Consider the following 24,694-nt stretch of genomic DNA (forward strand, 5'->3'; position numbering starts at 1 on the left):
ATGAACATCTACACGGTCAATTACATTCTCTCGCGTCTCGCCTTTGCCGTTTCGGTATCGCTCGTCATCCCGCTCGTACTCGCCGTCCTTTATCATGAAAGCAGCCGTGAGGCATTCATGCTCGCCGCACTTGTCAGCGCGTTCCTCGGCGCTGCATTCCGCCGATACGGGCGGCCTGCCGAGGAACTGACGGCACGCGAGGGGATCGCCATCACGGCATTCGGCTGGATGACGGGGACGTTTCTCGGGATGCTGCCCTATCTGCTCGGCGGCTACCTCGGCTTCCTCGATGCGCTCTTTGAGAGCATCTCGGGATTTACCGGGACGGGCGCGACAGTCTTTGCTTCACTCAGCTCCCTTCCCTACAGCATTCTTTTTTGGCGGATGATGACCGCGTGGATCGGCGGTCTCGGCATCATCGTTATCTTCATCGCGCTCCTCCCGCAGTCGGGGGCAAGCACGATCTACATGTATAACGCCGAGGGCGCAGGGCCGACCATGGATCGCGTGATGCCGCGCCTGCGCGACATGACGATGGCACTCTTTAAGATCTACCTCTTCTTTACCGTGGTGACAACGGTCGTCTATATGCTCTGCGGCGTCGATTTCAGCATCGCTGTGACCCATGCCATGTCCACGATTGGCAGCTGCGGATTCTCCACCTACGATGACAGCGCGATGCACTTTCACAGCGTCGCTTTCGAGCTGTGGACGGCGCTCTTCATGTTCCTCACGGGCGGCAGTTTTTCCCTGTACTATCGCGTGTGGATCAAAGGGCCGGGCGTGATTCGCCGCAATACGGAATTCCGTACTTATTTCTTTATCGCGGTCGGGGCGATTCTCCTCATCACGCTGAACCTCAGTATAGAGATGAAGGTGGATATCCTCTCCGCGCTGCGCGCCGCCGTCTTTCAAGTGCCGTCACTCTCGACGACGGGTTTTGTCTCCGCCGATTTTGAAACGTGGCCGACCTTTTCCAAAATGCTGCTCCTGACACTCATGATGATCGGCGGGTGTGCGGGCTCGACGGCAAGCGGCATCAAGGTCGCGCGCATCGTGCTCCTCTTTCGAAGTGCCCGCGCCGTCATTCAACAAAAACTGAACCCGCACCGTGTCGTCGACGTCTCACTCGGCGGCGTCCATGTGGACGGCGCCGTGCTGATGCGCGTGGGAACGTTCTTCTTCCTCTATCTCCTCATCATCTGTATCACGGCGCTCCTGCTCACAGCGGACGGGCTCGCACCGTTCGACGCCGTCGCTGTCGCCGTCACGACCATCGGCAATATCGGCCCCGCGTTCGGCATCGTAAGCGCAACGGCGACCTACGCGCCCCTCTCCGATTTCGTCAAGTCCGTGCTCTGCATCACGATGCTCCTCGGGCGGCTCGAAATCTTTACGCTCCTCATTCTCCTGCGCCCATCGTTTTGGAGGAAGACCAAGCGGTGGTAAAAATAAGCGGGCAGTGTCCGCATCGGCATATAAATGATTTATGGTTTGTTGAAGTTCAAAGGAGGCAAAATCATGGGTATGTGTGCCAATTATTATGAAATCAGTGACGAACAGTTTAAGGAAATCGAATCCTCTTTGGATGTGATCTACGATTTCTCGGAGCGCGGAGAGGTCAATGAAGCCGATATCGACAAGATGTGGGACGCGCTCCATTTCTTACTAACCGGAGAGTCTGCCATGTACCGCCTTGAAGACAACCTGCTCAGCAATATGGTCGTTGGAAAGACCGCCCTTGATAATAAAGGAATTTTAATAGGGTACACTGAGCCCACAAGGGTAAAAGAGATTGCAAAAGAGTTGGATCAGGTCAATTTCGATGACATACTAAAAAAATTCAATATGCAAGAATGTAAAGAAGAGGAGCTCTATCCGAACATATGGGACTACGAAGAAGAGACGGAGGAAATCATGGAGGATCTAACATACTCCTTTGACACACTCAACAAACTCTATCACAGTGCCGCCGAACACAATCACGGCGTTCTCGTCATGATCGACTAAATGATTTTCCAACAGCACATCATTTTCGCATCATTACCTCCTCAATCGCATCATTTGCGCATCACATGAGGAGGTAATGATGCGATTGAGGAGATAAATGCAAAAAACAGCCTGCATTTTCGTGTAGTGCCCCCAAAAAGTTAGACCTTGAAAGCGTAGGAAAGTGATTTCCTGCGCTTTTGTTATGTAGCAGCATGTTTGTGTCGGTACTCAGCAGGACTCATCCAGCCGAGAGACTTCTTGATGCGGCGCTCGTTGTAGTAGACGATATATTCCTCAATAGCTGTTTTGAGTTCCTCGTAGCTGTGGTAAACACGCCCATAGTAAAGCTCTTGCTTCAACAGACCAAAGAAGTTCTCCATCACACTGTTATCCAGGCAGTTCCCCTTACGCGACATACTCTGAAAGATTCTCTCCTCCTTCAGGCGATTCGTGTAGGCCTTCATCTGATACGCCCACCCCTGATCGGAATGAAAGGTACGGCGGTAAGGACAGTCCGCCGTGATACGAATCGCCTCCTCAAGTGCTGCTTGAATCCCCGCTGCCGACGGTGTCTGTCCGATATGGAAGCTAACGATCTCGTCGTTAAACAGATCCATATACGGATCGAAATACAGCTTATGTACGATGGACTTGCCATCTTTGCCGTGCAGCCAATACTTGAATTCACTCGTATCTGTTGTGATTTTCTGGTGCGGGATGCAGGTTTTGAATCTGCGCTTGAGGAGATTGTCTGCAATATTGCCGACAGTTCCCCTGTAGGAACTATACCTACGGCTCTTACGCGTAAAGGAATGCACTTGAAGCTCCAGTTTCTGCACAATCCGCTGCACCGCCTTATGGTTGATCATATACCCAAGATTTCTCATATGCGCCCAAAGACGCCGATACCCGTAATCTTTGTGTTCTTTGCGAATGGCAAGGATAATCTGTTCTCGTTTATCCGGTACTTCGGGCTGAGCAAATTTCTTTTGCCAATACATATAGGTCGCTTTGGGAAAACCAAGAGCCGCAAGGATGTCTTTCAGCTGAAATTCTCCTCGGAGGCTGCGGACGATCCTTGCTTTTTGCTCTGCATCGCTTCTTGCAGGCGCAACCTCCTCAATTCTTTTAAATAGGCATTCTCGATGCGCAGCCTCAGATTTTCCTCTTGAAGCGCATGCAGTTGCTGTGTGGTCTCGTCTTGCGGCGTGTCTAGGATGCGTTCTTTGCGTTGTTTCGGCATAGCGGGAGACCTTCCTTTCGATTTTGGGCGAAGGGCATCCACACCGCCCATGCGGTACTGCTTTGTCCAACGCACAAGCAGGGACGGATTGTTCAGGCCGAGGCAGATGGCTGCCTCCTGATAGGATGCCTCTGTTGACAGATAACATTCTACCGCAGATCGCTTAAACTCGAAAGTGTATGTTTGCTGTGCACGGGAACGCTCTAATCCCTTGGCACCGAATGCTTCATACACTTTCACCCAAGTCTTGATGTGCCCTGATGCAATCTTATGTTGTTTAGATAAGGCCTCATAGCTGCCTTTTCCTGCAAGATATTCTCTCACGATCTTCAGTTTACATTCCATACTGTATTTTGCCATTACAATACCCCCAAAAGTTAGATTCTTCAAGTCTAACTTTTGGGGGTCAGGTCATAAAGAGGTACGGCAGTCCTTTTTACATCAAATTACCGAACGATGCGGCAGCTGAGCCGCTAAGAGTCTCCTTGTAAACGGATGGCACGCCTCGTCGCGAAGGCGGTCGGCGGGAAGCCGCTCGACGATTTCGCCGCGCTCCATGACAAAGACAGTCGTAGTCATGCGCCGAACGACGGCGAGGTCGTGCGTGACAAACAGTCCGGTGAAGGGCTGCGCCCGGTGCAGTTCTTCGATGAAGGACAGCACAGACTCCTGCGTCACGACGTCTAACGCACTTGTCGGTTCGTCAAAAAGAAGCAATTCCGGTCGAACGAAGAGCGCGCGGATGAGCACGACGCGCTGGAGCTGCCCGCCCGAGAGTTGATGCGGCAGACGCTCCGCCGCAGCGGTCTCAAGACGCGCCCGTGCGAGCATGTCGGAGAGTGCCGCCGCCTCGCCTTTGGGCTCGACGATGCCAAACGCCCGCAGCGGGGCAAGCAGGAACTCTCCGATGGTCATGCGAGGACTGAACGCTTCGAGCGGATTTTGGAAGATGAGCTGCATCTGTCGATAGACAGAATTCCCGCATCCGTCCGCGCCCGGCGTCAGCACCGTCCCCGCAAAGGAAATCGTGCCCGCGCTCGGTGGCTCAAGCCCCGCGAGCATTTGCAGCAGGGTTGATTTGCCGCATCCGCTCGCGCCGACGATGCCCGTGATCTCGCCTTTGGCGAGACTGAACGATACACCGCGCACTGCCTCGATGACGCGCGCGCCCTCGCGATAGGTCTTGCGGAGGTCGCGCACCTCCAATACATCATCCGCCATGCCCGCTCCTTGTCTCATTCAACCGTCCGCCATATGCGGCACCGCGCGCAGGAGCACCCGCGTATATTCCGCTGCGGGACGCTCCAGTACGGTGCGGCAGTCGCCGCGCTCGACGAACGCGCCCGCCTGCATGATGAAAATACTGTCCGCCACATACGCCGCCGCATCGATATTGTGCGTGACGAAGATGACGCAGCAGCCCTCTTCCTCCACGCGCGCCCGCAGACGGTCGAGCAGACTGCGGCTCGCAATCACGTCGAGCGCGCTTGTCGGCTCGTCAACGAGCAGGAGTTTCGGCGTGAGCGCGAGCGTCATGGCGGTGGCGGCGCGCTGCCGCATCCCGCCGCTGAGCTGGAAAGGATATGCCGAGAGGAGCTTTTCCGCGTCCTCTAGGTTCTCCCGACGCAGCGCTTCGACCGCAATCTCACGCCATCCCTCCCCCGCGCCGTGCGCCGCGAGGTAGTCGCGGAACTGTGCACCGATGCGGCGGATGGGACTGAGATATGTGCCCGGCTCTTGAAAGAGAAAGGCAATATCCTGCCCCATCATGGAGCGCCGCGCCCGTGCGGACAGTGCGAAGAGATCGGCGCCGTAAAAGCGTACCGTTCCCCCCGTCACCGCACCGCCGTCCGGAAGGATGCCGATGAGCGTGCGCAGGAGCGTAGATTTGCCGCAGCCGCTCTCACCGACGACGGCGGCGATCTCGCCGCGTCGCACGGTCATGGACACATCACTCAGGAGGCGGCGCGTGCCGACCTCCACGCGCAGCGATGCGACCTCGAGCAGAGGAATTTTATTTTCCGTCAACGGTGAGATCCTTCGTGATGAGATAGTAGTCGATCGGATGCACGACGACGCCTTTGACATTCGACTGTGCAACGACTTGGTTCGTCGGGCAGACGAGATAGAGATTCGGCACGTCTTGGAGCACGAGATCCTGAATCTTCCCGGCGAGCTCCATGCGCTGCTTAGCGTCCGCCGCCGTGACCATCGCGTCGAGGAGTTTGTCGACCTCGGGATTCGCGTAGTGTCCGACGTTCTCCGGGCTCGTGGAGCGGAGCGTCTGATCCATATACCAGTAAGGATCGTTCGTCCCCATCGTGATCCAGTTGCTCTCGGTCAGGTCAAAGTCGCGCTTCGTCTTTGCCTCCTCCGAGTTTTGGACACGGCGGAGATTGACCTTAATCCCGGCTTTTTGGAGCTGGTTCTGTACCGCTTCGTACAGCTCCGTCTTGCTGCCCCACACGTTGATCGTGAGTTCGAGCGGCTTGCCGTCCTTCGTCACATATCCCTCGGCGTTCTTCTCCGTATAGCCCGCCGCCTTCAGCAGTTCCTCCGCCTTCGCGAGATCCATATGCTCGCGCAGGGATTCTTGATACTTCGGTCCGATGTTCGGCGGGAAGGGTGCGCCCGCAACGACCGCACCGTTGCCCTCGATCTTTGCGAGATCGTCATAGTTCACCGCATAGCTGACCGCACGGCGCAGGTTCGCGTCCTTCAGTACGCCGTCAAAATTCATGCGCAGCATGTAGACGCGCACGCCGACGATTTCCTCGATCTTGTAGGAAGCGTTTTCAAACAGGCTGCGGTTCGCGCTGTTGCAGCGCTGAATGAGGTTCACATCGCCGGACTGGAGCGCCATCGCGCGCTTGTTGTCGTCCTCGAGGTTCTTCACCGTGAGGGTATCGAGACCCGGCGTGCCGTCCCAATAGTATTCGTTGCGCTTGAGCTGAATCTCTTCGCCCTTTTTGAACCCAACGATTTGATAGGGGCCCGTGAGCACGGGCGCGGATGCCACATTGGAGAGATCCGCCTTCGTGTTCAAAATGACGAATGCCGGCTCGGTCAGCGCGGCGAGCAATGCGCCGTGCGGCTCCGTCGTCTCGACGACAAGATCCTGTCCCTCGACCTTGATTTCCTTAATCTTCGAGGATTTCTGCGAGCGGGTGCTCTCCTTGAGCGTGCGCTCGAGCGACGCCTTCACGAGCTCGGGCGTCATGGGTGTGCCGTCTTGGAACTTAACGTTCTCACGAATGTGGAACCGCCACGTCGTGGGGCTCGTCGCTTCCCACTTGTCCGCGAGCTGCGGCGTGAACTCCATCTTATCCGAGACGGTGACGAGCGTTTCGCCCGCGCCGATGCGCGTGACCGTCCAGCCGTCCCACTCGTGCGCGGGATCGACGGATTCGCCAAACCAATAGAGCGCGGCGCTGAGATGCTTCCCGCTGTCCGCCGCCTTTTCCTGACCGCCGCAGCCCGCGAGCAGTCCAACGCTCAGCAGCATGACCGCCAGTATCACATAGATTCGTTTCATACTTTTCCTCCTTCAACATTTCCCCAAAACGCGTTCAGTTTTTCTCCGCAGCATCACCTCCCGCAGGATCCATGACATCACGCAGGATGTCGCCGATGAAGTTGAACAGCAATATCGTGATAAAGATCGCCGCGCCCGGGTAAATCATGAGCTGCGGCGCCGTCTGCAAATAATCGCGCGCCCCCATGAGCATCGTCCCCCACTCGGGGTACGGCATGGGCACGCCGATGCCGATGAGCGACAGCCCCGCCACCGTGAGCAGGATCTCGCCGATGTTCTGAAAGACGAGCACCAGGAGACGCGGCACGACGTTCGGCAGGACGTAGGAGAACACGGTGCCAAAAAATCCCGCGCCCGCAAAGCGCGCATAGCGCACATAGGTTTTCTCCCGCTCCGCCTGTACGAGCGAGCGCGCGACGCGCGCATACTCCGCCCAATGCGTCAGGCAAAGAGAGAAGATGAGATTGCCCGTATCGGGACCGAGCAGACCGATGAGCGCGATCGCCACAACGAGCGCGGGCATACTGAGGAAGAGATCGAGCGCCGCCGTTACGATGCGGTCGGCAAAGCCGTGCAGGAACGCCGCGAACGCCCCGATGAGAATCCCCCCGACAGCCGTGATCGCCACGATAACGAGCGAGAGCGTGATGCTGATGCGCCCGCCGCAGAGCAGGCGCGTGAGTTCGTCGCGCCCGAGCTGATCCGTACCGAGAGGATGCACCGCCGTATTCGGCGCAAGGCGCATCGTCAGATCCTGCGCATAGGGATCACCGGGCGAAAGATACGGCGCACATACGATGACGAGCATCCACACGAGCAACAGCGTCCCGATGATGCGAAAATCGCGGCGATGCAGGAGGCGCGTCCAAAAGAATCTCATAGCTGCCGCGCCCCCTTTGCCTGCAAACGGCGTGGGTCAAGCCACAGCGAGAGCACATCCGCAACGAAATTCGCCGCGACGAAAACGCCCGCCCCCCACAGCACATACGCCTGCATGAGCTGATAGTCGCGCGCGAGGATCGCCGCCGTCATGAGCTGCCCCATGCCGCGCCAGCCGAATATCGTCTCGATGACCGCCGAGCCGCCCATGATATTCCCCATCGTGATGCCGAGCATCGGCAGGAGCGTCATCAGCGCGTTCGGCATGATGTACTTCCACAGCACCGTGCGCTCCGAGAGACCGAGCGTGCGCGCGCCGAGCACATAGTTTTTCCCCGCCTCCTCAAGCAGCGCCGAGCGAATCCTTCGGATATAGAGCCCCGCAAGCCATAGGGCAAGCGCGGTGCTCGGCAGGATCATCCCGCGCAGATCGTCCGTCGCCACGACGGGGATGAGCCGCAGTTTCACAGAAAATATGAGGATGAGCAGCAGCCCCACCCAAAAGGTCGGCAGCGAAATGCCGAGAAACGAAACGATGCGGATCGCCTCGTCCACGCGCGACCCGTGCCGCCGATAGGCGAGAATACCGAGCGGCAGCGTCACGGCGAGCGCCATGAACGAAGCGAGCGCCGCGAGTTCGAGCGTCCGCGGCAAGGCTTCTTTTATGAGCACCGCGACGGGCGAGCCGAACGCGATGGAGTAGCCCATATCCCCCGTAAACAGCCCGCCAAGCCATCTCACATATTGGACAATCAGCGGATCGTCGAGCCCGAGCTCTGCCCGAATCTGCGCGGCGAGCACAGGATCTGCGGGCGTCCCCATCGCCACGAAGTGGAGCGCCACAGGATCCACAGGCGACAGCCGCATGAGGAGGAACGTCCCGCCCGTCATTGCGAGCAGCACAACGGCCATATGCAGCAGTCGGCGCAAAATCGCCCGTGCCATACAAACGCCCCCCCCTTCATATCCCTTGCCAATCCCCAATATTGATTGGCAATCTCATCATAGGGCAAGCACACAGGGTTGTCAATAAAATTGAGCTGAACGAACAGGTACGGGATACTTCAAAAATTTTGGATAATCCATCCCGCCTTTCTTTGTGGTACAATGACCGTTAGGGACTCATGGGAATATGGGAAAGGGGATGCATATCAATCATATGAAAACAATCCTTGTCCTCGCCCTGCTGCTCGCCGTCAGCATGGTACTCTCGCTCGGCTTCGGCTCCGTGTCGATCCCGCCCGAGCGCATCGTGCAGACACTCATGAGCGGCAGCCCGGACACAGCCGGGACGAACGGCATGGTACTCTACACGATCCGGATGCCGCGCACACTGTTCGCCGTATGCGCGGGCGCGGGGCTATCGCTCGCGGGACTGCTGCTCCAGACCATCACGCGCAACGAGCTCGCCGATCCCTATGTGCTCGGCGTCTCCTCGGGCGCGAGTACGGGCGCCGTCTGCGCGATCATCTGGGGCGCGTTCGCCTTCCTCGGCGCGTATGCCGTACCGTTCAGCGCGCTCCTCGGCGCGACCGTCGCCACCGTGCTCGCGGTGTTCTTCGTCGGCAAGAGCAGCAATCCGACGAAGCTCGTCCTCATCGGCATGGGCATGTCCGCGCTCTTTTCAGCGCTCACAATGCTCGTCATCTACAGTGCGAATCACGAAGCGCAGGTGCGCAGCGCCATGTTCTGGCTGCTCGGCAGCCTCTCCGGCATCGCGTGGGGGGATCTCCCGCTCGCCGCGATCGTCTGTCTCGGCATCTTCACCTTTTTGCAGCTCGTACGACATGAGCTGGACATCCTGCTCCTCGGAGAGATCGAGGCGCACGCACTCGGCATCTCAGTGAAAAAACTCCAGCTTGCCGCCGTCGCCGCCTCGTCGCTCGCCGTCGCGGCGCTCGTCGCAAAGGCGGGCATCATCGGCTTCGTCGGGCTCATCGTGCCGCATATTGCGCGCATCCTGAGCGGAGCGAAACACGGCAGACTAACTGTTGTCTGCACCTTGCTCGGCGGCTGCGTCCTGCTGTGGGCAGACGTACTTTCGCGCACACTGTTCCGCCCCGAGGAGCTGCCGATCGGTGTGCTGACCGCGTGCCTCGGCGCGCCGCTCTTCATTTGGATCATCTGCAGACGGTATGGTGACGCCTATGATTGAAATCAAACATCTGAGCTATGCTATCCGCGGCAATCCGATCCTAAAGGACATCTCGCTGACCTTCCCGCGCGGGAAGATCACGGGCATCATCGGCCCGAACGGCTGCGGCAAGTCCACACTGCTCGCCCACGTCGCGCGCCTGCGCCCGAGCCGAGAGACCATCTTCATCGACGGCACGCCCGTCGAGACGATCCCGGCGGCAGACTACGCGCGCAAACTCGCCGTGCTCGCGCAGCGGCACCTGCAGATGGCGGCGGAGCTATCCGTCCGCGACGTCGTGCTCATGGGACGCTATCCCTATAAGGAACGCTTCCAATCGTACAGCCCGCACGACATCGAGGTCGCAGAGGCGGTCATGCAGCAGTTTCGCATTCTCTCCATGGCAGAGAAAAAAATTGGCATGCTCTCGGGCGGCGAGCTCCAGCGCGTCTTTGTCGCAAAGGCGCTCGCACAGGAACCCGAGGTGCTGCTCCTCGACGAGCCGACCAACCACCTCGACGTAAAGTACAAAATCTCCCTCATGGAGGAACTGCGGCGATTTGACGGCACCGTCGTCATCGTCCTGCACGATCTCGGACTCGCGGCGCGCTACTGTGACCATGCCGCCGTCCTGCGCGCAGGCGAGATCGTCGCGGAGGGGGCAGCACAGGACGTACTCACCCCCGCACTGCTCGAGGACGTGTTCGAAGTGCCGTTCTTCACGAGCATCCGGCAGGACACACGATATCTATATTATTAACACCCATAAAGGAGGACATTTATGTTCAAGACAAAGAAGAAAATCCTGGCAAGCCTTGGCGCAGCGGTACTGCTCCTCGGCGCAGGATGCGGACAGCAGCAGGCGGCGGAAACCAAGACGGAAAGCGCGTCATCGTCCTACACGCCCGTCTCGTGGACGGAGAACATCGGCGGCACAGATCTGCAGATGAAGACAACCGCCCCGCCCTCACGCGCCGTCTCCATGTCACAGGCAACGACGGAGATGCTGCTCACACTCGACCTCGGCGACCGGATGGCAGGCACGGCGTTCAAGGAGGAGGAAATCTATCCGCCCCTCCAAGCGGCATATGAAAAAGTCCCCGTCCTCGCCGAGAAGTGGCCTTCCTACGAAGTCTTTATGGCGGCAAAGCCGGACTTTGCAACCGGCTGGGAAGTCCCCTTCACGAAGCGCGGCATCGAGGCGGATAAAATCACCGCACAGAATATCCCCATCTTCGTCCCCGATTCCATGCAGTCCACAAAGGCGGATCTCGACATGGTATTCGCCGACATGGTCAAATTCGGCGAGATCTTCGGCGTGAAAGATCGCGCCGAAGCATGGGTCGCAGATCAAAAGAAGCAGCTCGCCGCCGTGCAGGACAAAATCGCAAAACTGCCGCACAAGCGCGTCTTTGTCTTTGACTCCGAGGACGGCGAGCCGTTCACCGTATTCGAAGGCTATACGCCGAACCTCCTGCGGCTCATCGGCGCGGACAACGTGATGAGCGGACAGGGCGTCGACAAGACGTGGAGCAAGACGAGCTGGGAGAGCGTAGTCGCCGCCGATCCCGAGTACATCATCGTCGCCGACTACGGCACGAGCATCCGCAACGAAGACGACTTCAACCAGAAAGTAGAGAAGCTCAAGGCAAATCCGCGTCTCCAAGGCACCACCGCCGTCAAGGAAAATCACTTCGTCCGCGTGAAACTCTCCGAGATCACGCCGGGCGTGCGCAGCGTCGACGCACTGAAGCGTCTCGCCGAGCAGATCCACGGCGTCAAGATCGACTAAATACACAAAGGCACAGCAAAAGGGCTATTGCATCTTCGTTTTCTTAGATGCAATAGCCTTTTATATACCGACCATCTTAAATTATTCTCTCGTTTGCTCTCACAAGAGCCAATCTATTCATCCTCCGTGAAATACTTCATCGAGGTTTTTTTCCATTCATGCTTCGTATAGAGCATTCGACGATCCGCAATTCCGGTCTCCGCGGCAAGTATGGCAGCAATCTCCTCACACTCATCGCGGCTGTAGCCATGGATCATGGTATAGAGGTTATAGTGCCAATCTTCGCTGCGGTTGCGGTCATAGCAGTGCGAGACGCGCGGATGCTCCGCCATGTGGTGCGCGACCTCATCCATTTGCGCGTCGGGGACATCCCAAACACAGAGGGCGTTTGCGGTGAAGCCGACTTCGCGGTGGCGGAGCACCGCCCCCACTTTGCGAATTTTTTTCTCCTCACGCATGGAAGCAATCCGTGCGAGAAGATCTTCCTCGGTGATGCCGATCTTCTCTGCCAACATTTTATAGGGCTCGGCAACAAGCGGGAACTCTCCCTGCAGGAGACGGATGATCTTCTTGTCGAGTGCGCTGATTTCTGCCGTATCGGTCATGTCACGCCTCCCCTATGCCAGCTTGAACTGGACATTGATTTTGTAGCGCCGCTTTGCCCGAAGGCTCATCGCGCGTTTTACCCCCGGGAGTGCAGCAACCTCTCGGAGAATCTTCTCCTCCGCGGCCTGTGATGCTGTCAGCAGTGTAAACCAAAGATTGTAATTCCCTCCCGCACGCTCGTAGTTATGCGTTGCGCCCGGATAAAGGTTGACCGCCGCCGCAACGTCGGGCAGGCAGCTTTCGTCCACTTCAAGCGCAATGAGCGTTCCTCTGTAACCGAGGCGCTCGGAGTTAAAAAATGTGCCGATGCGCCGGAGATAGCCCTCACGTTTCAGAACAGCAAGCCGTTCGAGTACATGCGCCTCGTCGGTCTCAAGCTGCTCACCCAAACGTGCAAACGGCCGCGAACACACCGGCAGGTTCCCCTGCAGGAGGTTCAGCAGCCGTTTGTCAAAATCCGTCAATGCTGACATGATGTTCATCTCCCTAAAATACACACAGCGCGGTCACTTCGCGTACCGCGCTGTATGTCCACCTTGCTCAGGGGCGGATGGCTCGGCATAAAGATGAACCGCATTCATTTCTCTTGTGCCTATTCTATCAGATTGTCCTTCATCACGTCAAGCAATTCTGAACGACCTTCATTTTTTGGAGACGCATAGGGAAGTATTGTAAGCTCCGGAACACCGAGTGCGCGCCGCATCGCCGCGATCTGCGTGCGGCGGGCGTTCTTGCCGAGTTTATCCGCCTTCGTCGCAACGACGAGGACAGGGATGTCATGTGCGATGAGCCACGAAAACATATTTCGATCGGACTCCATCGGGAGATGGCGGATGTCGAGCAGGAGGCAGACAAAGCGCAGGTATTCGGAGGTCAAAAAATATTCTTCGATGAATTTTGCCCATATCTTTCTGCTGTCGCGCGCCGCCTTTGCATAACCGTAGCCCGGCAGGTCGACGATATGCACGGAATGCCGCTCCTCTCCCCCGTCGATGCGCAGCAACAGTTCATAGAAGTTGATGGTCTGCGTCTTGCCCGGCTTCGAAGAGACACGTGCAAGCTGCCGTATCCGTGTAAGGGAGTTGATCAGGGATGATTTTCCGACATTGGATCGCCCGATAAAGGCGACCTCGGGACGACGTACCTCCGGATACTGGTCTTTCCGTACGGCGGACGAGAGATAGACCGCTTTCGTGACTACGACGCTTTCCTGCACGGCATACCTCCTAGTTGTAGAGTGCGATTTTCAGCACCTCATCCATATGCGTGACCGGTACGAACTCAAGCGCCTCGCGCACGGTGTCGGGGATGTCCTCGATGTCGGGGGCATTTTCCTGCGGGAGGACGATGGTCTTCATCCCTTCGCGATAGGCGGCAAGCGTCTTTTCCTTCAACCCGCCAATGGGAAGAACGTTGCCGCGAAGAGTGATCTCCCCCGTCATCGCAACATCGCCGCGCACCTTGCGCCCCGTGAGGGCAGAGATCATCGCGGTCGCCATGGTAATGCCGGCAGAGGGGCCGTCTTTTGGAATGGCGCCTTCGGGCAGATGGATATGGATGTCGTCCTTTTCGTAAAAATCCTCCGCGAGCGAGAGCGCTTCGCTGCGGCTGCGTACATAGGAGAGTGCCGCCTGTGCGGATTCCTGCATCACCTCGCCGAGCTGTCCCGTGAGGATGAGCTTGCCCTTGCCGCGCAGGATGTTGACCTCCGTACGCAGGACGTCACCGCCGACCTCTGTCCAGGCAAGCCCGGTAACAACGCCGACGAGCGGTTTTTTCTCCTGCTTCGCCGCATGATATGTGGGCTTTTCAAGGAATTCGACGAGGTTCGCCTTTGTGATGCTGATCGGCGTGCTCTCCCCTTCGACGATGCGCCGTGCGGCTTTGCGGCAGAGCCGTCCGATGACACGTTCGAGAGAACGTACACCTGCCTCGCGTGTATAGGAGCGAATGATCTCGGGATAGACGCCTGCGGCAACGCGGATATCCTTTGCCTTCAGCCCGTTCTGCATGCGCTGGCGCGGCAGGAGGTGACGGCGTGCGATCTCGACCTTCTCGAGCTCGGTATAGCTCGATAGGTTCAGGATCTCCATACGGTCGCGCAAGGGCGCGGGAATACGCGAGACATTGTTCGCCGTGACGATCCAAAAGACGCGCGAGAGGTCAAACGGCAGCTCGACATAGTGATCGCTGAATGTGCAGTTCTGCACGGGATCAAGCACCTCAAGCAGTGCTGCCGACGGGTCGCCGTGAAAGTCCATCGCGATTTTATCCACCTCGTCGAGGAGGAACACGGGGTTTTTTACCCCCGCGCGGCGAATGCCCTCGATGATGCGTCCCGGCATAGCGCCGACGTAGGTACGACGATGACCGCGAATCTCCGCCTCGTCGCGGATGCCGCCGAGTGAGGCGCGAATGAATTTTCGTCCCATGGCACGCGCAATTGACGCGCCGAGCGAGGTCTTGCCGACGCCGGGCGCACCGACAAGGCAGAGAATCGGCGCACTCTGCTCAGGTGCAAGGCGACGCACGGCGATATAGTCGAGAATGCGTTCTTTGATTTTCTCCAGCCCATAGTGATCACGCTCGAGAATGTTATGCGCCTCCGTCATATCGACGTGTTCCTCGGTCGTCTCCGTCCATGGCAGCTCCGCGAGGCAGTCAAGATAAGTGCAAATGACGCCGACCTCGGAGCTCGTCGCAGGACTGGCATCCAATCGGTGAATCTCACGCTCAATCGTCTCGCGCACGTCCTTTGGAAATTCTTTTTTCTCCAGAATGCCGCGATAGCGTTCGACATCGGCGGATTTATCCGCGTCCTCGCCTAGTTCCTTATGAATTGCCTTGATCTTTTCGCGCAGATAAAAGTCCCGCTGCACCTTATCCATTTGTTTTCGGACGCGGCGGCCGATCTTTTGCTCAATGCCCATGATATCAAGCTCATGCAGCAGTACCTCATAGAGGTATTCGAGGCGCGCGCGCACGTCGAAGAGGGTAAGGATTTCCTGCCGAACGTCGTATCTGAGATTGAGATGGCTTGCGATGATGTCTGCCAACCGCCCCGCATCCTCCATGATGGAGATGGATACAAGCGCTTCAGGAGGGAGTTTGTGCGAGATCTTTACCCACTCTTCGAACTTATCAGAAACACCGTGCGTAAGTGCTTCCACATCCTTGGAGACCGGTGCGCCCTCTTCTTCCTCATACTCTGAAACATCCGCCTCGGCATAGTTTTCCCCCTCGTGGTAGGCAAGGATCTTTGCCCTCGTTTTGCCGTCAACGAGGATGCGCAGAACCCCCTCGGGCATACGCAGGAATTGGCGAATCTCAACAACGGTACCGACCGTATAGAGATCGCTCTCCGTCGGATCCTCGGCGTCGGGGTCACGCTGTGCAACGACAAGTACCTCGTTGCTGCCCGCAATGGCGCGTTCGGTGGCTGCAACAGAACGATCACGCCCCACATCGACATTGACCATCATATGCGGGTAGACGACAAGACCGCGCAGGGGAAGCACCGGCAGTGTTCGTTTCTCGGACATAGTATTTCCTTCTCAAAATATCGTAATTCGGGTCAAAAAAAGGGACTGCCGCAGAAGGCACGCCCCTTTCTCATGCAAAAATATATCAGTTGGCAGCCGCCATCCGTGCAGCGCCCTTCCCTTCAATGGTAAGGATGGGATCGCTGTGATTCGCGACGACTTCCCTCGTCACCTGACAAGCCGTAACGCCTTGAATTGACGGCACCTCATACATCACATTACGCATGATGCCTTCGATGATGGCACGCAGTCCGCGCGCCCCCGTCTTGTGCGTAAGTGCTTCCTTGGCAATGAGGTGCAGTGCATCCTGCTCGAACGTCAGACGCACACCATCCATATCCAGAAGTCTTTGGAACTGCTTAACAAGCGCATTTTTCGGCTCCGTGAGGATGCGCACCATCGCCGCTTCGTCCAGCGAACTGAGCGTGACAACAACAGGCAGACGACCGATAAATTCGGGAATGAGCCCGTTCTTCATCAAATCCTCGGGGATCACCTTGCTGAGCGATTCGCCGACGGAGACACGCTTCTTGGATCGCACCTCGGCGCCGAACCCCATCTGCTTCTTCCCAAGACGGGATTCGATGATCTCCTCAATTCCGTCGAATGCGCCGCCGCAGATGAATAGGATATTCGTCGTATCGATCTGCAAAAGCTCCTGCTGTGGGTGCTTGCGCCCGCCCTGCGGCGGTACGGACGCCGTTGTCCCCTCAAGGATCTTGAGCAGCCCCTGCTGTACGCCTTCGCCTGAGACGTCGCGTGTGATGGAGGGATTCTCAGATTTGCGCGCGATCTTATCGATTTCGTCGACATAGATGATGCCGCGCTGCGCCTTCTCGATGTCGTAGTCTGCCGCCTGGATGAGTTTAAGCAGAATGTTCTCAACATCCTCGCCGACGTACCCCGCCTCTGTGAGCGAGGTTGCATCCGCGATGGCAAACGGGACGTTCAGAATGCGCGCGAGTGTCTGCGCGAGCAGGGTCTTGCCACTGCCCGTGGGACCGAGCATGAGGATGTTGGACTTGCGCAGTTCCACATCGTCATTTTTTCCATGCCCCGCGTTGATGCGCTTATAGTGATTGTAAACCGCAACGGAGAGGGATTTTTTCGCCTCGTCCTGTCCGATGACGTACTGATCCAATATGTGGCGGATTTCCTTCGGTTTGGGGACATCCCTCAACCCGACTTCTACGTCGTCGCTGAACTCCTCCTCAATGATCTCGTTGCAGAGTTCAATGCACTCGTCACAGATATATACGCCGGGGCCGGCAACGAGCTTGCGCACCTGCTCCTGCGTCTTGCCGCAGAACGAGCATTTGAGCTGCCCCTTGTCTTCCTCGCCAAATTTCATCGCGTCACACCCCCTCAGCCCTTATCTTTGCTCTCTTTGGATGCTGCCGGGGGACGTACGACCACTTCGTCGATCAGCCCGTAGGCTTTTGCCTCCTCGGCGGACATAAAGTTGTCGCGTTCGGTATCGACATTGATTTTATCGGTGTCCTGCCCCGTGTGGCGGGCAAGAATCTCATTGCCGACCTCACGCAGGCGCAGGATCTCCTTCGCCTGGATCTGAATATCCGTGGACTGCCCCTGCGCGCCGCCAAGCGGCTGATGAATCATGATGCGCGCATGCGGCAGTGCATAGCGCTTGCCCTTTGCCCCTGCAGTCAACAGGATCGACCCCATGCTCGCCGCCTGTCCGATACAGATGGTCGAGACATCGGGCTTGATGTACTGCATGGTATCGTAAATGGCAAGTCCTGCCGTCACGACGCCGCCCGGGCTGTTGATATAGAGATGGATGTCCTTATCGGGATCCTCGGATTCCAAAAAGAGCATCTGAGCGACCACGACGTTCGCAACATTGTCGTCAATCGGACCGCCGAGAAAGATGATGCGCTCCTTGAGCAGACGGGAGTAGATGTCGTAGGCACGCTCCCCGCGGCTGGAGTTCTCCACCACCATCGGTACATAGTAACTCATATATTCCTCCCCAAGGGGGACGCCTTACGCCGTGATATTGTCGACGATGAACTGTGCCGTCTTCTTGCGCAGCACAGTCGCCGCAAGATCGCTGACGCGTCCCTGCTCCTTGATGATCTTCTGAACCTGTTTCGGTGTTGCACCGTAGGAAACCGCCATCGCATAGACTTCCCTGTCGAGGTCGCCGCCCTCAACCTTGATGCCTTCTGCCTTTGCGACTTCTTCGAGCATGAGATCCGTGCGGACGTTCTTCTCTGCGGTCTCCCGGTAATCTTCGCGGATCTTGCCGATGTCAAGCCCCGCGTACTGGAGGTACTGCTCGAGGCTCATGCCCTGCTGCTCAAGGCGCATCGCCATTTCTTGAATCATCGCAGTGATGCGGTTCTCCACCATGACGGGCGGAATCTCCATCGTGCAGTGATCCGTCGCCATATCAATCGCCTTTGAACGGCGCTCCGTCTCAGCCTTGCGCTCTGCGGCGGCAAGGAGGTTTTTGCGGACATCCTCGCGCAGCTCTGCAAGTGTCTCGAACTTGCTTGCCTTCTTTGCGAATGCATCGTCGAGTTCCGGCAGTTCGCGCGACTTGATGCTGCGAATTTTACACTTAAAGACGGCATCTTTGCCCTTGAGGTTTTCCGCATGGTACTCCTCGGGGAACGTGACGTTCACGTCGCGCTCCTCGCCGACCTTTGCGCCGATGAGCTGATCCTCAAAGCCGGGGATGAAGCTGCCCGAGCCGATCTGCAGCGGGTAGTCCTCGCCCTTGCCGCCCTCGAATGCCGCTCCGTCAACAAAGCCCTCAAAATCGAGCGTCACAAAGTCGTCGTTCTTAACGGCGGCGTCCGCCGGAGCATCGACGAGCGTCCCCTGATGTTGACGCATCCCCTCGATCTGGCGGTCGATATCCTCGTCCGCAACCGTGACTTCTTCCTTCGGGACGGCGAGTCCCTTGTACGCACCAAGCCGGACGTCGGGGCGCTGCGTAAACTTTGCCGTAAAAACGACGTCTTTGCCGTCCTCAAGCGTCACAATGTCGATCTCGGGACGTGTCACAGGCTCCATATTCTGCTCCGTCAGAGCATCTTCAAACGCCTTCTGCGCGAGTCCTTCGAACGCCTCCTGCAAAATCGCATCTTTGCCGACAAAATTTTCAACAATCCTGCGGGGCGCTTTGCCCTTGCGGAAGCCCGGAATATTTACGCGCGCGGAAATGCGCTTTGCGGCGCCCTCCGACGCTTTTTCAAGCTTATCCTGCTCAACTTCAATCGTCAGAGTGACCTCGCGGTTTTCACCATGCTCTGCCGTAACCTTCATTGTATGAAACGACCTCCTGTTTCTTTCCTAAAATATGCGGACACACAAAGAACGCGCCGTCCGCCATTGTCATTTGTATCCTATCATAAAACGGTCAAAATGACAAGCCGGCTTATTTCACCAATTCGGACATCCGTGCGATGGGTTCAGACAGATCCATATGCCCCGAAAGAGTCTCTACCTTTGCTCCGTCGATCAGAATCTGCACGTTCTTGACCTCCGGGAACTCCGTCAGTGTATCAACGATTGATCCGACAAGCATCTCCTCGCCCGTCGATCCGCCGCTGAAGTTTTGCTGCAGCTCCTTCGAAAAATCCACGGTTGCCGTGCCGTCCTGCACTTTGACGCTGTGGAGCTTCGCTTTCTTCGGAATGACCGTTATCTGTCCCTTCTCTTTCGTCCCGGTGAGGAGCGACTTCATCGCCGCCGTGTATTTATCGTCCTTCTCCGTGTTGACCGTGCGTGTCACCGCAACGAGCCCCATGCCGTCGTCCTTCGGATAGTAGACATTTACCTTGAGCGCCTTCGGCTCTTTAGGACGGCAGCATTCCGGGACATCTTTGTCGCTCTGCGATTCGACAGAACTCGCCGCAGTCGGTTGGCGCTGCTCATCCGAACACCCTGCCGCAAGTGTTAGGAACGCGGCACACGTGAGCGCGCAGACGCTCTTTTTGTAGTTCGATTGCATCAACATCTCCGCATCTCTTCCTTTCATTTCATTCAAAATATCGTACAATCGCACGGAAGATCGCTTCCGCCATCTTCTTTTGATAATCGGCACTTGCGAGCAGCTCCTCCTCTTCGGGGTTTGAGAGAAAGCCCATCTCAACAAGAGATGCCGGAATCTCCGTGTGTCGGAGCAGGTAGAATTTCGCGTATTTTACGCCGCGGTTGAATCGCCCGCCCGCCTTTTCAAGCTCTTCGTTGAGCAGAATCGCAAAGTGCTCGTCCTTATCCGTCTTCGGATAATAATAAGTCTCCATGCCGTGCGCGTTCGGGTTCGTAAAGGAGTTGCAGTGAATGGAGAGGAACAACTCCGCCTTTGGATACGCCGCCGCGACGTCCACGCGCGCCTGCAGTTCCCCCGACGGGGAGTGATCGCTTGGCGAGACGTCCGTATCGCGCGTGCGCGTCATCACGACGTCCGCCCCCGCCGCACGCAGAAGCTGCTCTGCTTGAAGGGCGACGGCAAGCGCGACATCCTTTTCCTTCACACCCGAGTATCCGATCGCGCCCGAGTCGCTGCCGCCATGTCCCGGATCGATAACGATCGTGTGTCCGCGCACCGCTCCGCCGAACACCTTGCCGCCGTCGGCAAAGAGTTCAATGACGAGCTTCTCATGCGTTTTGCCCTTCGCGTCTCCCGGTACCGTATAGATGCGGAAAGCATCTTCGCGAGCGAGCGACTGCGCCGCATAGATACGCAGCGCTGCTCGATTTTTCTCACGCTGTACGAGGACGAGTTTTTTCCCAATCGTCCCATCGAGTGCAAGCTGCTGTGGGAACTGCTCATGAACCTCGACGTTCTCCAGTTCGACAAGAAGTTGGTTCTCCGCATGATAACGCTCGGAAAGCGTATAGGAAAGCCCCTCCGGGCGATTCGTCTCAATCTCAATACGCATTGCCGTGCGCCCTTCGATCTCCGTGACCGCGCTCGCGACATGTGTGAGACGCACTGTTTTCCCCTTTGCCTCACCGGTTCCCGTCCATAATGCGCAAATACAGGCAAGTACCACCGCTGTTATGAGCAGCGGACTCATCCGCAAAACTTGTTTCCAAATACCGTAAAACAATACCGGTAACACCTCCTATCGGCTGCTGAGCAATGCGCGTGCTTCCGCTTCTGCAGCCTCCGTCGCTGCGGCGTCACGCTCGATATGTATCTTAATATAGTCTCCCTCGTCGATATCCTCCGGCAGAAAGTTCCGTGGGAAATCCACCGATACAAAGTCGTCGCCGAGCAGGATGACTGCATATTCTTCTTCAAATCGGTCAATATAGCCGGAAATCATTGCTTCCTCCCTGTTCCCTTGGATTCCTTTGGTTCGTCTTTTTCGCGCTTCTCATAGATGCCGAAATCGTTCTTATCGCCTTTCTCCGTCTCTACGCGACAGGTTTTTCCATCACTCACAACGGTAATCATACCGTTGACAGGCGTGCTGTAGACGTCGATGCCGCGCTTACTCAGCGCGGTACGCGTACTCTTGTGCGGATGCCAATACTTATTCGGGAACCCGCAGGAGATGAGACCCACGCTCGGATGTACCGCCTCTAAAAAGGCAGACGTAGAGGATGTCTTGCTGCCGTGATGCCCGACTTTCAGCACCGTACTGCGGAGACGATCCGCCGACGTATGCGCTAAAATAGACTCTTCCTCGACATCCTCGGCGTCTCCCGTAAACATCATGGAAAAATCGCCGAAAACGAGACGCCCAACCACGCATTCATTGTTCGGGTCGGATTTCTTTTTCTTCTTCGCGTGCACCTCGTCGATCATCGCCGCCGTCGGCGCGACGACTTCAAAGCGAGCGCCGCTTCCGAGGTCGATCGTATCGCCTGCTGTGAGCGCCCGGCTTGGGACACGCTTTTCCGCAAGCAGCTTCATATAGCCGCGGTAAATGGGCGAATTCGAGGGCTGCCCGTTGTCATAGACCTCCCCCACGGCATATTCTCTCAGCAGGACGTCCATACCGCCGATGTGATCGGCATGGGGATGTGTGAGGATGATTTTATCAATTCTTCCGCCCTTTTCAATGCCTGCCTTTGCCAGTTGTGTACGAAGTTGATCGCGTTCATCCACGTCCGCCGTGTCGATGAGGATATTCTCCGTCCCCGTCTGCACGAGGATCGCGTCGCCCTGCCCGATCTCAAGCATCCGAACGACAAGCGTTCCCTCTGCAGGGCGTACCTCTCCCGTACTGTGCGCAGAAGGTGCCGCGCTGAATCGCTGCACAAGGAACTGTGCGAGCACAAATATGATGACTGCCGCAAGTCCAAGCCAGAGATGTTTCCCGAAAGGTTTTTTCATGAGCGCAGCGCCAAATTGATCAGGAATGCGATCGAGACCAGATACATGATCCAGCTGACCTTCTTGTACTGCCCGGCAAAAAGTTTCATGACGGTATAGCTGATGAAGCCGAATGCGAAGCCGTTCGCAATGCTCGACGTGAGCGGCATCATGATGATCGTCAGGAATGCCGGAAGCGCATTTGTAAAATCCGAGAAGTCGATCTTGCCCACCTCAGACATGAGCAGCGCACCGACGAGAATCAGCGCGGGCGCCGTCGCAAAGGCGGGCACGAGGCCGATGAGCGGAGCAAAGAGGAGCGCCGCGAGGAAGAGCACGCCAGCGGCGACGGCAGTGAGTCCCGTCCGTCCGCCGGCAGCAATGCCCGCTGCGCTCTCGACATAGGAGGTGACCGTGGACGTTCCGAACACGGCCGAAACCATCGTGCCGACGGCATCTGTCGTCAGCGCCTTGTCAATGTTTTCAATGTGCCCGTCGGGCTTTACCATCTTCGCCTTCGTCGTCACGCCGATCAGCGTTCCCATATTGTCGAAGAGCTCAACGACCGTGAACGTAAAGATGATCGATACGAGACCGTAATGCCATGCACCCGCAAGGTCCAACTGTCCAAACGTTTCTCCCATATGCGGAAACGAAGTGCTGATAATATCCCCGATGCCGTGTGGCGCAGGTGTCATACCGAGCGCCATCCCAAGGATTGTCGTTGCAAAGATGCCGATGAGAATTGCGCCGTGAATATTGCGCGCCATCAGCGCCGCTGTAAAGAGCAGACCAAAGAGAGAGAGCAGCGTCGTCGGCAACGTCACATGTCCGAGCGCGACATAGGTCGCGGAGTTCTCCACAATGAGTCCTGTCCCCTTAAGGCCGATAAATGCGATAAAGAGACCGATGCCAACGCTGATTGCCAGCTTCAGATCACGCGGCACAGCGTTGATGATTGCCTGACGAATTCCGCCGACGGTCAGAATCAGGAAGAGAGCCCCCGAGAAGAATACCGCACCGAGCGCAACCGTCCAATGCAGACCGAGAACCCCGCAGACATAATATGCGAAGAACGCATTGAGCCCCATACCGGGCGCGAGCGCGACCGGATAATTCGCAAAAATCCCCATGGACATGGAGGCAAGCGCCGCAATCCAAATGGTCGAGGCAATTGCCGCTTCCTTTGGAATCCCCGCATCGGCGAGAATATTCGGATTGACGAACAGGATATACGCCATTGCAATAAAAGTCGTCATGCCCGCGAGCAGCTCTGTCCGGAGGGATGATCCTTTTTCGCGCACTTTGAAATATCGTTCAATAAATGACGGCGGCGCGCCCTGCATTCCCATAGCAACATCTCCTTAACAAACAAAAAAAGCCTGATAAAGGCTAATGGATAGAAATGGCGGAGTGGGAGAGATTCGAACTCTCGCAGCGGTTACCCACTCTAACGATTTAGCAAACCGTCCTCTTCAGCCTCTTGAGTACCACTCCATATGTACTTTTCCGCCGCATTTGCGACATGGAATATATTATCAGAACACCGCATGCTTGTCAAGGCGAAAAAATCGCACATTTCCGTACGCACATGAAAATTTAATCATTTTATATCATACTGTATGGTAAATTGCATCGTATTTGGATCAGACGCATAGAACCCGGAGGAATCATATGGAGATTGCTCAGTTAAAATATTTTCAGGTCATGGCAAACATCCGCCATTTCACGCGCGCCGCGCGCATGGTGGACGTTTCGCAGCCCGCGCTCAGCCGCTCCATGTCAAAACTCGAACAGGAACTCGGCGTTCATCTCTTCAAGCGCAGCGACGGAGAGATCGAGCTGACCCCCGAGGGGGAACGCCTGCTGCGTCATGCCGACCGCATCCTGCGCGAAGTCGACACGGCAAAGGAGGAGGCGCGTCTACATCGAACGGGAGAACCGCCGATGTTCAAGCTCTCCTTCATCCACTCGCTCGGCAGCTATCTGCTCCCGCGCATCCTGCGCGATTTTCGTGAGATTCATCCGGAGATCCACATTCGTCTCCATCAGCAGGACTCGGCAACGCTCGCGCAACAGGTCGCGACCGGCGAAACGGATCTCTGTCTCTGCTCGACCATCCCAACGACAGAGCACAGCGCATGGGTCTATCTCTGGTCGGAAGAGCTCTTTGCCACCGTGCCGCAGGGACATCCGCTTGCAGACCGCACGCATGTAGACCTGCGTGAGCTCGAGGACGAGCCGTTGATCGCACCGAAGAAAAGCTACAGCCTGCGTATTCTCGTGGATCAATTCTTCGAGCTCGCGGGCATACATCCGACGATCACGTTCGAAGGCGACGACGTTTCGACGATCTCCGGTCTCGTCTCGGCAGGACTAGGCGTGAGTCTCCTACCCAAGTTCGCAGGGGTCGGCTATCCGGGACTCTGCTACATTCCCGTCTCCTTCCCCGTCTGCAAGCGCGCAGTCGGCATTGCATGGAACACAAACCTGCGCCTTTCCCCTGCGGCACTCTGCTTCCAACAGTTTATCATGCAGCGTTTTAATGCGAAAACGCCGCATGAAGGTTAACCTGCAGAGGGTTAAGGTTAATCGTCTTTAATATTTTATTGCAGAAATAAACAACTGCCATATGCAGCGTTCAGTACGCTCTCGTATGGCAGTTGT

25 protein-coding genes and 1 tRNA gene are annotated in these 24,694 nt (G+C 56.9%); 6 read left to right on the forward strand and 20 right to left on the reverse strand.

The genetic code is table 11. The features are described 5' to 3' along the window. Nucleotides 1-1,449, forward strand: a complete 1,449-nt coding sequence (locus K341_RS0100115) for a TrkH family potassium uptake protein (protein ID WP_009350045.1) — start codon at nt 1-3, stop codon at nt 1,447-1,449. A gap of 72 nt (nt 1,450-1,521) precedes the next feature. Continuing rightward, a complete protein-coding gene (locus K341_RS0100120; RefSeq protein WP_026761461.1) occupies nt 1,522-2,010 on the forward strand; it encodes a YfbM family protein in 489 nt (162 codons plus the stop codon). A 182-nt stretch (nt 2,011-2,192) separates the two neighbouring features. On the opposite strand, the gene K341_RS12570 is transcribed toward K341_RS0100120, so the two are convergent. The 7 genes from K341_RS12570 to K341_RS0100155 all read right to left on the reverse strand — a co-directional run bounded on the left by K341_RS12570 (nt 2,193) and on the right by K341_RS0100155 (nt 8,594). Further along, nucleotides 2,193-3,116 carry an IS3 family transposase gene (locus K341_RS12570; protein WP_248676863.1) on the reverse strand — a complete coding sequence of 308 codons (924 nt, stop codon included), beginning with the start codon at nt 3,114-3,116 and terminating at the stop codon, nt 2,193-2,195. Beyond that, a complete protein-coding gene (locus tag K341_RS12875) occupies nt 3,035-3,595 on the reverse strand; it encodes a helix-turn-helix domain-containing protein (RefSeq protein WP_009350042.1) in 561 nt (186 codons plus the stop codon). The genes K341_RS12570 and K341_RS12875 overlap by 82 nt, the downstream gene beginning before the upstream one ends. Nucleotides 3,596-3,676: 81 nt before the next feature. Beyond that, entirely contained in the window at nt 3,677-4,474 is a 798-nt protein-coding gene (locus K341_RS0100135; protein ID WP_009350041.1) for an ABC transporter ATP-binding protein, read from the reverse strand. After that, entirely contained in the window at nt 4,475-5,263 is a 789-nt protein-coding gene (locus K341_RS0100140; protein ID WP_026761463.1) for an ATP-binding cassette domain-containing protein, read from the reverse strand. Further along, nucleotides 5,250-6,770: an ABC transporter substrate-binding protein gene (locus K341_RS0100145; protein ID WP_009350039.1), complete on the reverse strand. Its 1,521-nt coding sequence runs from the start codon at nt 6,768-6,770 to the stop codon at nt 5,250-5,252. The genes K341_RS0100140 and K341_RS0100145 overlap by 14 nt, the downstream gene beginning before the upstream one ends. Nucleotides 6,771-6,804: 34 nt before the next feature. Next, on the reverse strand, nt 6,805-7,650 hold the full coding sequence (locus K341_RS0100150) for an ABC transporter permease (protein ID WP_009350038.1): 846 nt from the start codon (nt 7,648-7,650) through the stop codon (nt 6,805-6,807). Next, complete coding sequence (locus tag K341_RS0100155; protein WP_009350037.1) at nt 7,647-8,594, reverse strand: ABC transporter permease; 948 nt, start codon at nt 8,592-8,594, stop codon at nt 7,647-7,649. Before K341_RS0100155 ends, K341_RS0100150 begins: the two co-directional genes overlap by 4 nt. 214 nt (nt 8,595-8,808) lie before the next feature. Here K341_RS0100155 and K341_RS0100160 point away from each other — a divergent pair, with 214 nt between their 5' ends. From K341_RS0100160 to K341_RS0100170, 3 genes are read left to right on the forward strand one after another with little or no spacing between them, the layout of a single operon-like run. Next, complete coding sequence (locus K341_RS0100160; protein WP_026761464.1) at nt 8,809-9,804, forward strand: FecCD family ABC transporter permease; 996 nt, start codon at nt 8,809-8,811, stop codon at nt 9,802-9,804. Then, the gene (locus K341_RS0100165) at nt 9,797-10,543 is read left to right on the forward strand and encodes an ABC transporter ATP-binding protein (protein WP_009350034.1); all 747 of its coding nucleotides are present in this window, start codon (nt 9,797-9,799) and stop codon (nt 10,541-10,543) included. The genes K341_RS0100160 and K341_RS0100165 overlap by 8 nt, the downstream gene beginning before the upstream one ends. Before the next feature lie 21 nt (nt 10,544-10,564). Then, nucleotides 10,565-11,575 carry an ABC transporter substrate-binding protein gene (locus K341_RS0100170; protein WP_009350033.1) on the forward strand — a complete coding sequence of 337 codons (1,011 nt, stop codon included), beginning with the start codon at nt 10,565-10,567 and terminating at the stop codon, nt 11,573-11,575. A gap of 113 nt (nt 11,576-11,688) precedes the next feature. Here the strand turns inward: K341_RS0100170 and ahbB are convergent, their stop codons facing one another. From ahbB to K341_RS0100235, 13 genes are all read right to left on the reverse strand, one after another. Then, nucleotides 11,689-12,180 carry a siroheme decarboxylase subunit beta gene (gene ahbB, locus K341_RS0100175; RefSeq protein WP_009350032.1) on the reverse strand — a complete coding sequence of 164 codons (492 nt, stop codon included), beginning with the start codon at nt 12,178-12,180 and terminating at the stop codon, nt 11,689-11,691. Nucleotides 12,181-12,192: 12 nt separating this feature from the next. Then, nucleotides 12,193-12,654, reverse strand: a complete 462-nt coding sequence (gene ahbA, locus K341_RS0100180) for a siroheme decarboxylase subunit alpha (RefSeq protein WP_026761465.1) — start codon at nt 12,652-12,654, stop codon at nt 12,193-12,195. Nucleotides 12,655-12,773: 119 nt separating this feature from the next. Next, on the reverse strand, nt 12,774-13,397 hold the full coding sequence (gene yihA, locus K341_RS0100185) for a ribosome biogenesis GTP-binding protein YihA/YsxC (protein ID WP_009350030.1): 624 nt from the start codon (nt 13,395-13,397) through the stop codon (nt 12,774-12,776). A gap of 10 nt (nt 13,398-13,407) precedes the next feature. Further along, complete coding sequence (gene lon, locus K341_RS0100190) at nt 13,408-15,723, reverse strand: endopeptidase La (RefSeq protein ID WP_009350029.1); 2,316 nt, start codon at nt 15,721-15,723, stop codon at nt 13,408-13,410. Between the two features lie 85 nt (nt 15,724-15,808). Beyond that, complete coding sequence (clpX, locus tag K341_RS0100195) at nt 15,809-17,074, reverse strand: ATP-dependent Clp protease ATP-binding subunit ClpX (protein ID WP_009350028.1); 1,266 nt, start codon at nt 17,072-17,074, stop codon at nt 15,809-15,811. A 14-nt stretch (nt 17,075-17,088) separates the two neighbouring features. Then, the gene (clpP, locus tag K341_RS0100200) at nt 17,089-17,706 is read right to left on the reverse strand and encodes an ATP-dependent Clp endopeptidase proteolytic subunit ClpP (protein ID WP_026761466.1); all 618 of its coding nucleotides are present in this window, start codon (nt 17,704-17,706) and stop codon (nt 17,089-17,091) included. Nucleotides 17,707-17,730: 24 nt separating this feature from the next. Further along, on the reverse strand, nt 17,731-19,020 hold the full coding sequence (gene tig, locus K341_RS0100205; RefSeq protein ID WP_009350026.1) for a trigger factor: 1,290 nt from the start codon (nt 19,018-19,020) through the stop codon (nt 17,731-17,733). Between the two features lie 112 nt (nt 19,021-19,132). Next, on the reverse strand, nt 19,133-19,714 hold the full coding sequence (locus K341_RS0100210) for a GerMN domain-containing protein (RefSeq protein ID WP_026761467.1): 582 nt from the start codon (nt 19,712-19,714) through the stop codon (nt 19,133-19,135). Nucleotides 19,715-19,736: 22 nt separating this feature from the next. After that, nucleotides 19,737-20,813, reverse strand: coding sequence for an N-acetylmuramoyl-L-alanine amidase family protein (locus K341_RS0100215; protein WP_037349197.1), 1,077 nt, complete (start codon nt 20,811-20,813; stop codon nt 19,737-19,739). 15 nt (nt 20,814-20,828) lie between these two features. Then, nucleotides 20,829-21,032 carry a DUF3006 domain-containing protein gene (locus K341_RS0100220; RefSeq protein WP_009350023.1) on the reverse strand — a complete coding sequence of 68 codons (204 nt, stop codon included), beginning with the start codon at nt 21,030-21,032 and terminating at the stop codon, nt 20,829-20,831. Then, the gene (locus K341_RS0100225) at nt 21,029-22,048 is read right to left on the reverse strand and encodes a ComEC/Rec2 family competence protein (RefSeq protein ID WP_009350022.1); all 1,020 of its coding nucleotides are present in this window, start codon (nt 22,046-22,048) and stop codon (nt 21,029-21,031) included. The genes K341_RS0100220 and K341_RS0100225 overlap by 4 nt, the downstream gene beginning before the upstream one ends. Next, entirely contained in the window at nt 22,045-23,379 is a 1,335-nt protein-coding gene (locus K341_RS0100230; protein WP_026761468.1) for an NCS2 family permease, read from the reverse strand. The genes K341_RS0100225 and K341_RS0100230 overlap by 4 nt, the downstream gene beginning before the upstream one ends. 54 nt (nt 23,380-23,433) lie before the next feature. Next, nucleotides 23,434-23,524 (reverse strand) — tRNA-Ser (locus K341_RS0100235). 177 nt (nt 23,525-23,701) lie between these two features. Here K341_RS0100235 and K341_RS0100240 point away from each other — a divergent pair. After that, the gene (locus K341_RS0100240; protein WP_026761469.1) at nt 23,702-24,598 is read left to right on the forward strand and encodes a LysR family transcriptional regulator; all 897 of its coding nucleotides are present in this window, start codon (nt 23,702-23,704) and stop codon (nt 24,596-24,598) included. Nucleotides 24,599-24,694 lie beyond the last annotated feature (96 nt).

Origin of the sequence: Centipeda artemidis DSM 19719, from assembly GCF_000426665.1 — a bacterium.
GTDB lineage: Bacteria > Bacillota > Negativicutes > Selenomonadales > Selenomonadaceae > Centipeda > Centipeda artemidis.

Excerpts from the sequence above, each read along its gene's own strand:
- K341_RS0100150 (WP_009350038.1), bottom strand. The coding sequence starts at position 7,650 with ATGAGATTCTTTTGGACGCGCCTCCTGCATCGCCGCGATTTTCGCATC.
- tig (WP_009350026.1), bottom strand. The coding sequence starts at position 19,020 with ATGAAGGTTACGGCAGAGCATGGTGAAAACCGCGAGGTCACTCTGACG.
- K341_RS0100165 (WP_009350034.1), top strand. The coding sequence starts at position 9,797 with ATGATTGAAATCAAACATCTGAGCTATGCTATCCGCGGCAATCCGATC.
- ahbB (WP_009350032.1), bottom strand. The coding sequence starts at position 12,180 with ATGACCGATACGGCAGAAATCAGCGCACTCGACAAGAAGATCATCCGT.
- K341_RS12875 (WP_009350042.1), bottom strand. The coding sequence starts at position 3,595 with ATGGCAAAATACAGTATGGAATGTAAACTGAAGATCGTGAGAGAATAT.
- lon (WP_009350029.1), bottom strand. The coding sequence starts at position 15,723 with ATGTCCGAGAAACGAACACTGCCGGTGCTTCCCCTGCGCGGTCTTGTC.
- K341_RS0100225 (WP_009350022.1), bottom strand. The coding sequence starts at position 22,048 with ATGAAAAAACCTTTCGGGAAACATCTCTGGCTTGGACTTGCGGCAGTC.
- K341_RS0100220 (WP_009350023.1), bottom strand. The coding sequence starts at position 21,032 with ATGATTTCCGGCTATATTGACCGATTTGAAGAAGAATATGCAGTCATC.
- K341_RS0100135 (WP_009350041.1), bottom strand. The coding sequence starts at position 4,474 with ATGAGACAAGGAGCGGGCATGGCGGATGATGTATTGGAGGTGCGCGAC.
- K341_RS0100160 (WP_026761464.1), top strand. The coding sequence starts at position 8,809 with ATGAAAACAATCCTTGTCCTCGCCCTGCTGCTCGCCGTCAGCATGGTA.
- K341_RS0100155 (WP_009350037.1), bottom strand. The coding sequence starts at position 8,594 with ATGGCACGGGCGATTTTGCGCCGACTGCTGCATATGGCCGTTGTGCTG.
- K341_RS0100240 (WP_026761469.1), top strand. The coding sequence starts at position 23,702 with ATGGAGATTGCTCAGTTAAAATATTTTCAGGTCATGGCAAACATCCGC.
- clpX (WP_009350028.1), bottom strand. The coding sequence starts at position 17,074 with ATGAAATTTGGCGAGGAAGACAAGGGGCAGCTCAAATGCTCGTTCTGC.
- K341_RS0100210 (WP_026761467.1), bottom strand. The coding sequence starts at position 19,714 with ATGTTGATGCAATCGAACTACAAAAAGAGCGTCTGCGCGCTCACGTGT.
- K341_RS0100120 (WP_026761461.1), top strand. The coding sequence starts at position 1,522 with ATGGGTATGTGTGCCAATTATTATGAAATCAGTGACGAACAGTTTAAG.
- K341_RS0100170 (WP_009350033.1), top strand. The coding sequence starts at position 10,565 with ATGTTCAAGACAAAGAAGAAAATCCTGGCAAGCCTTGGCGCAGCGGTA.
- K341_RS0100230 (WP_026761468.1), bottom strand. The coding sequence starts at position 23,379 with ATGGGAATGCAGGGCGCGCCGCCGTCATTTATTGAACGATATTTCAAA.
- ahbA (WP_026761465.1), bottom strand. The coding sequence starts at position 12,654 with ATGTCAGCATTGACGGATTTTGACAAACGGCTGCTGAACCTCCTGCAG.
- clpP (WP_026761466.1), bottom strand. The coding sequence starts at position 17,706 with ATGAGTTACTATGTACCGATGGTGGTGGAGAACTCCAGCCGCGGGGAG.
- K341_RS0100145 (WP_009350039.1), bottom strand. The coding sequence starts at position 6,770 with ATGAAACGAATCTATGTGATACTGGCGGTCATGCTGCTGAGCGTTGGA.
- K341_RS0100115 (WP_009350045.1), top strand. The coding sequence starts at position 1 with ATGAACATCTACACGGTCAATTACATTCTCTCGCGTCTCGCCTTTGCC.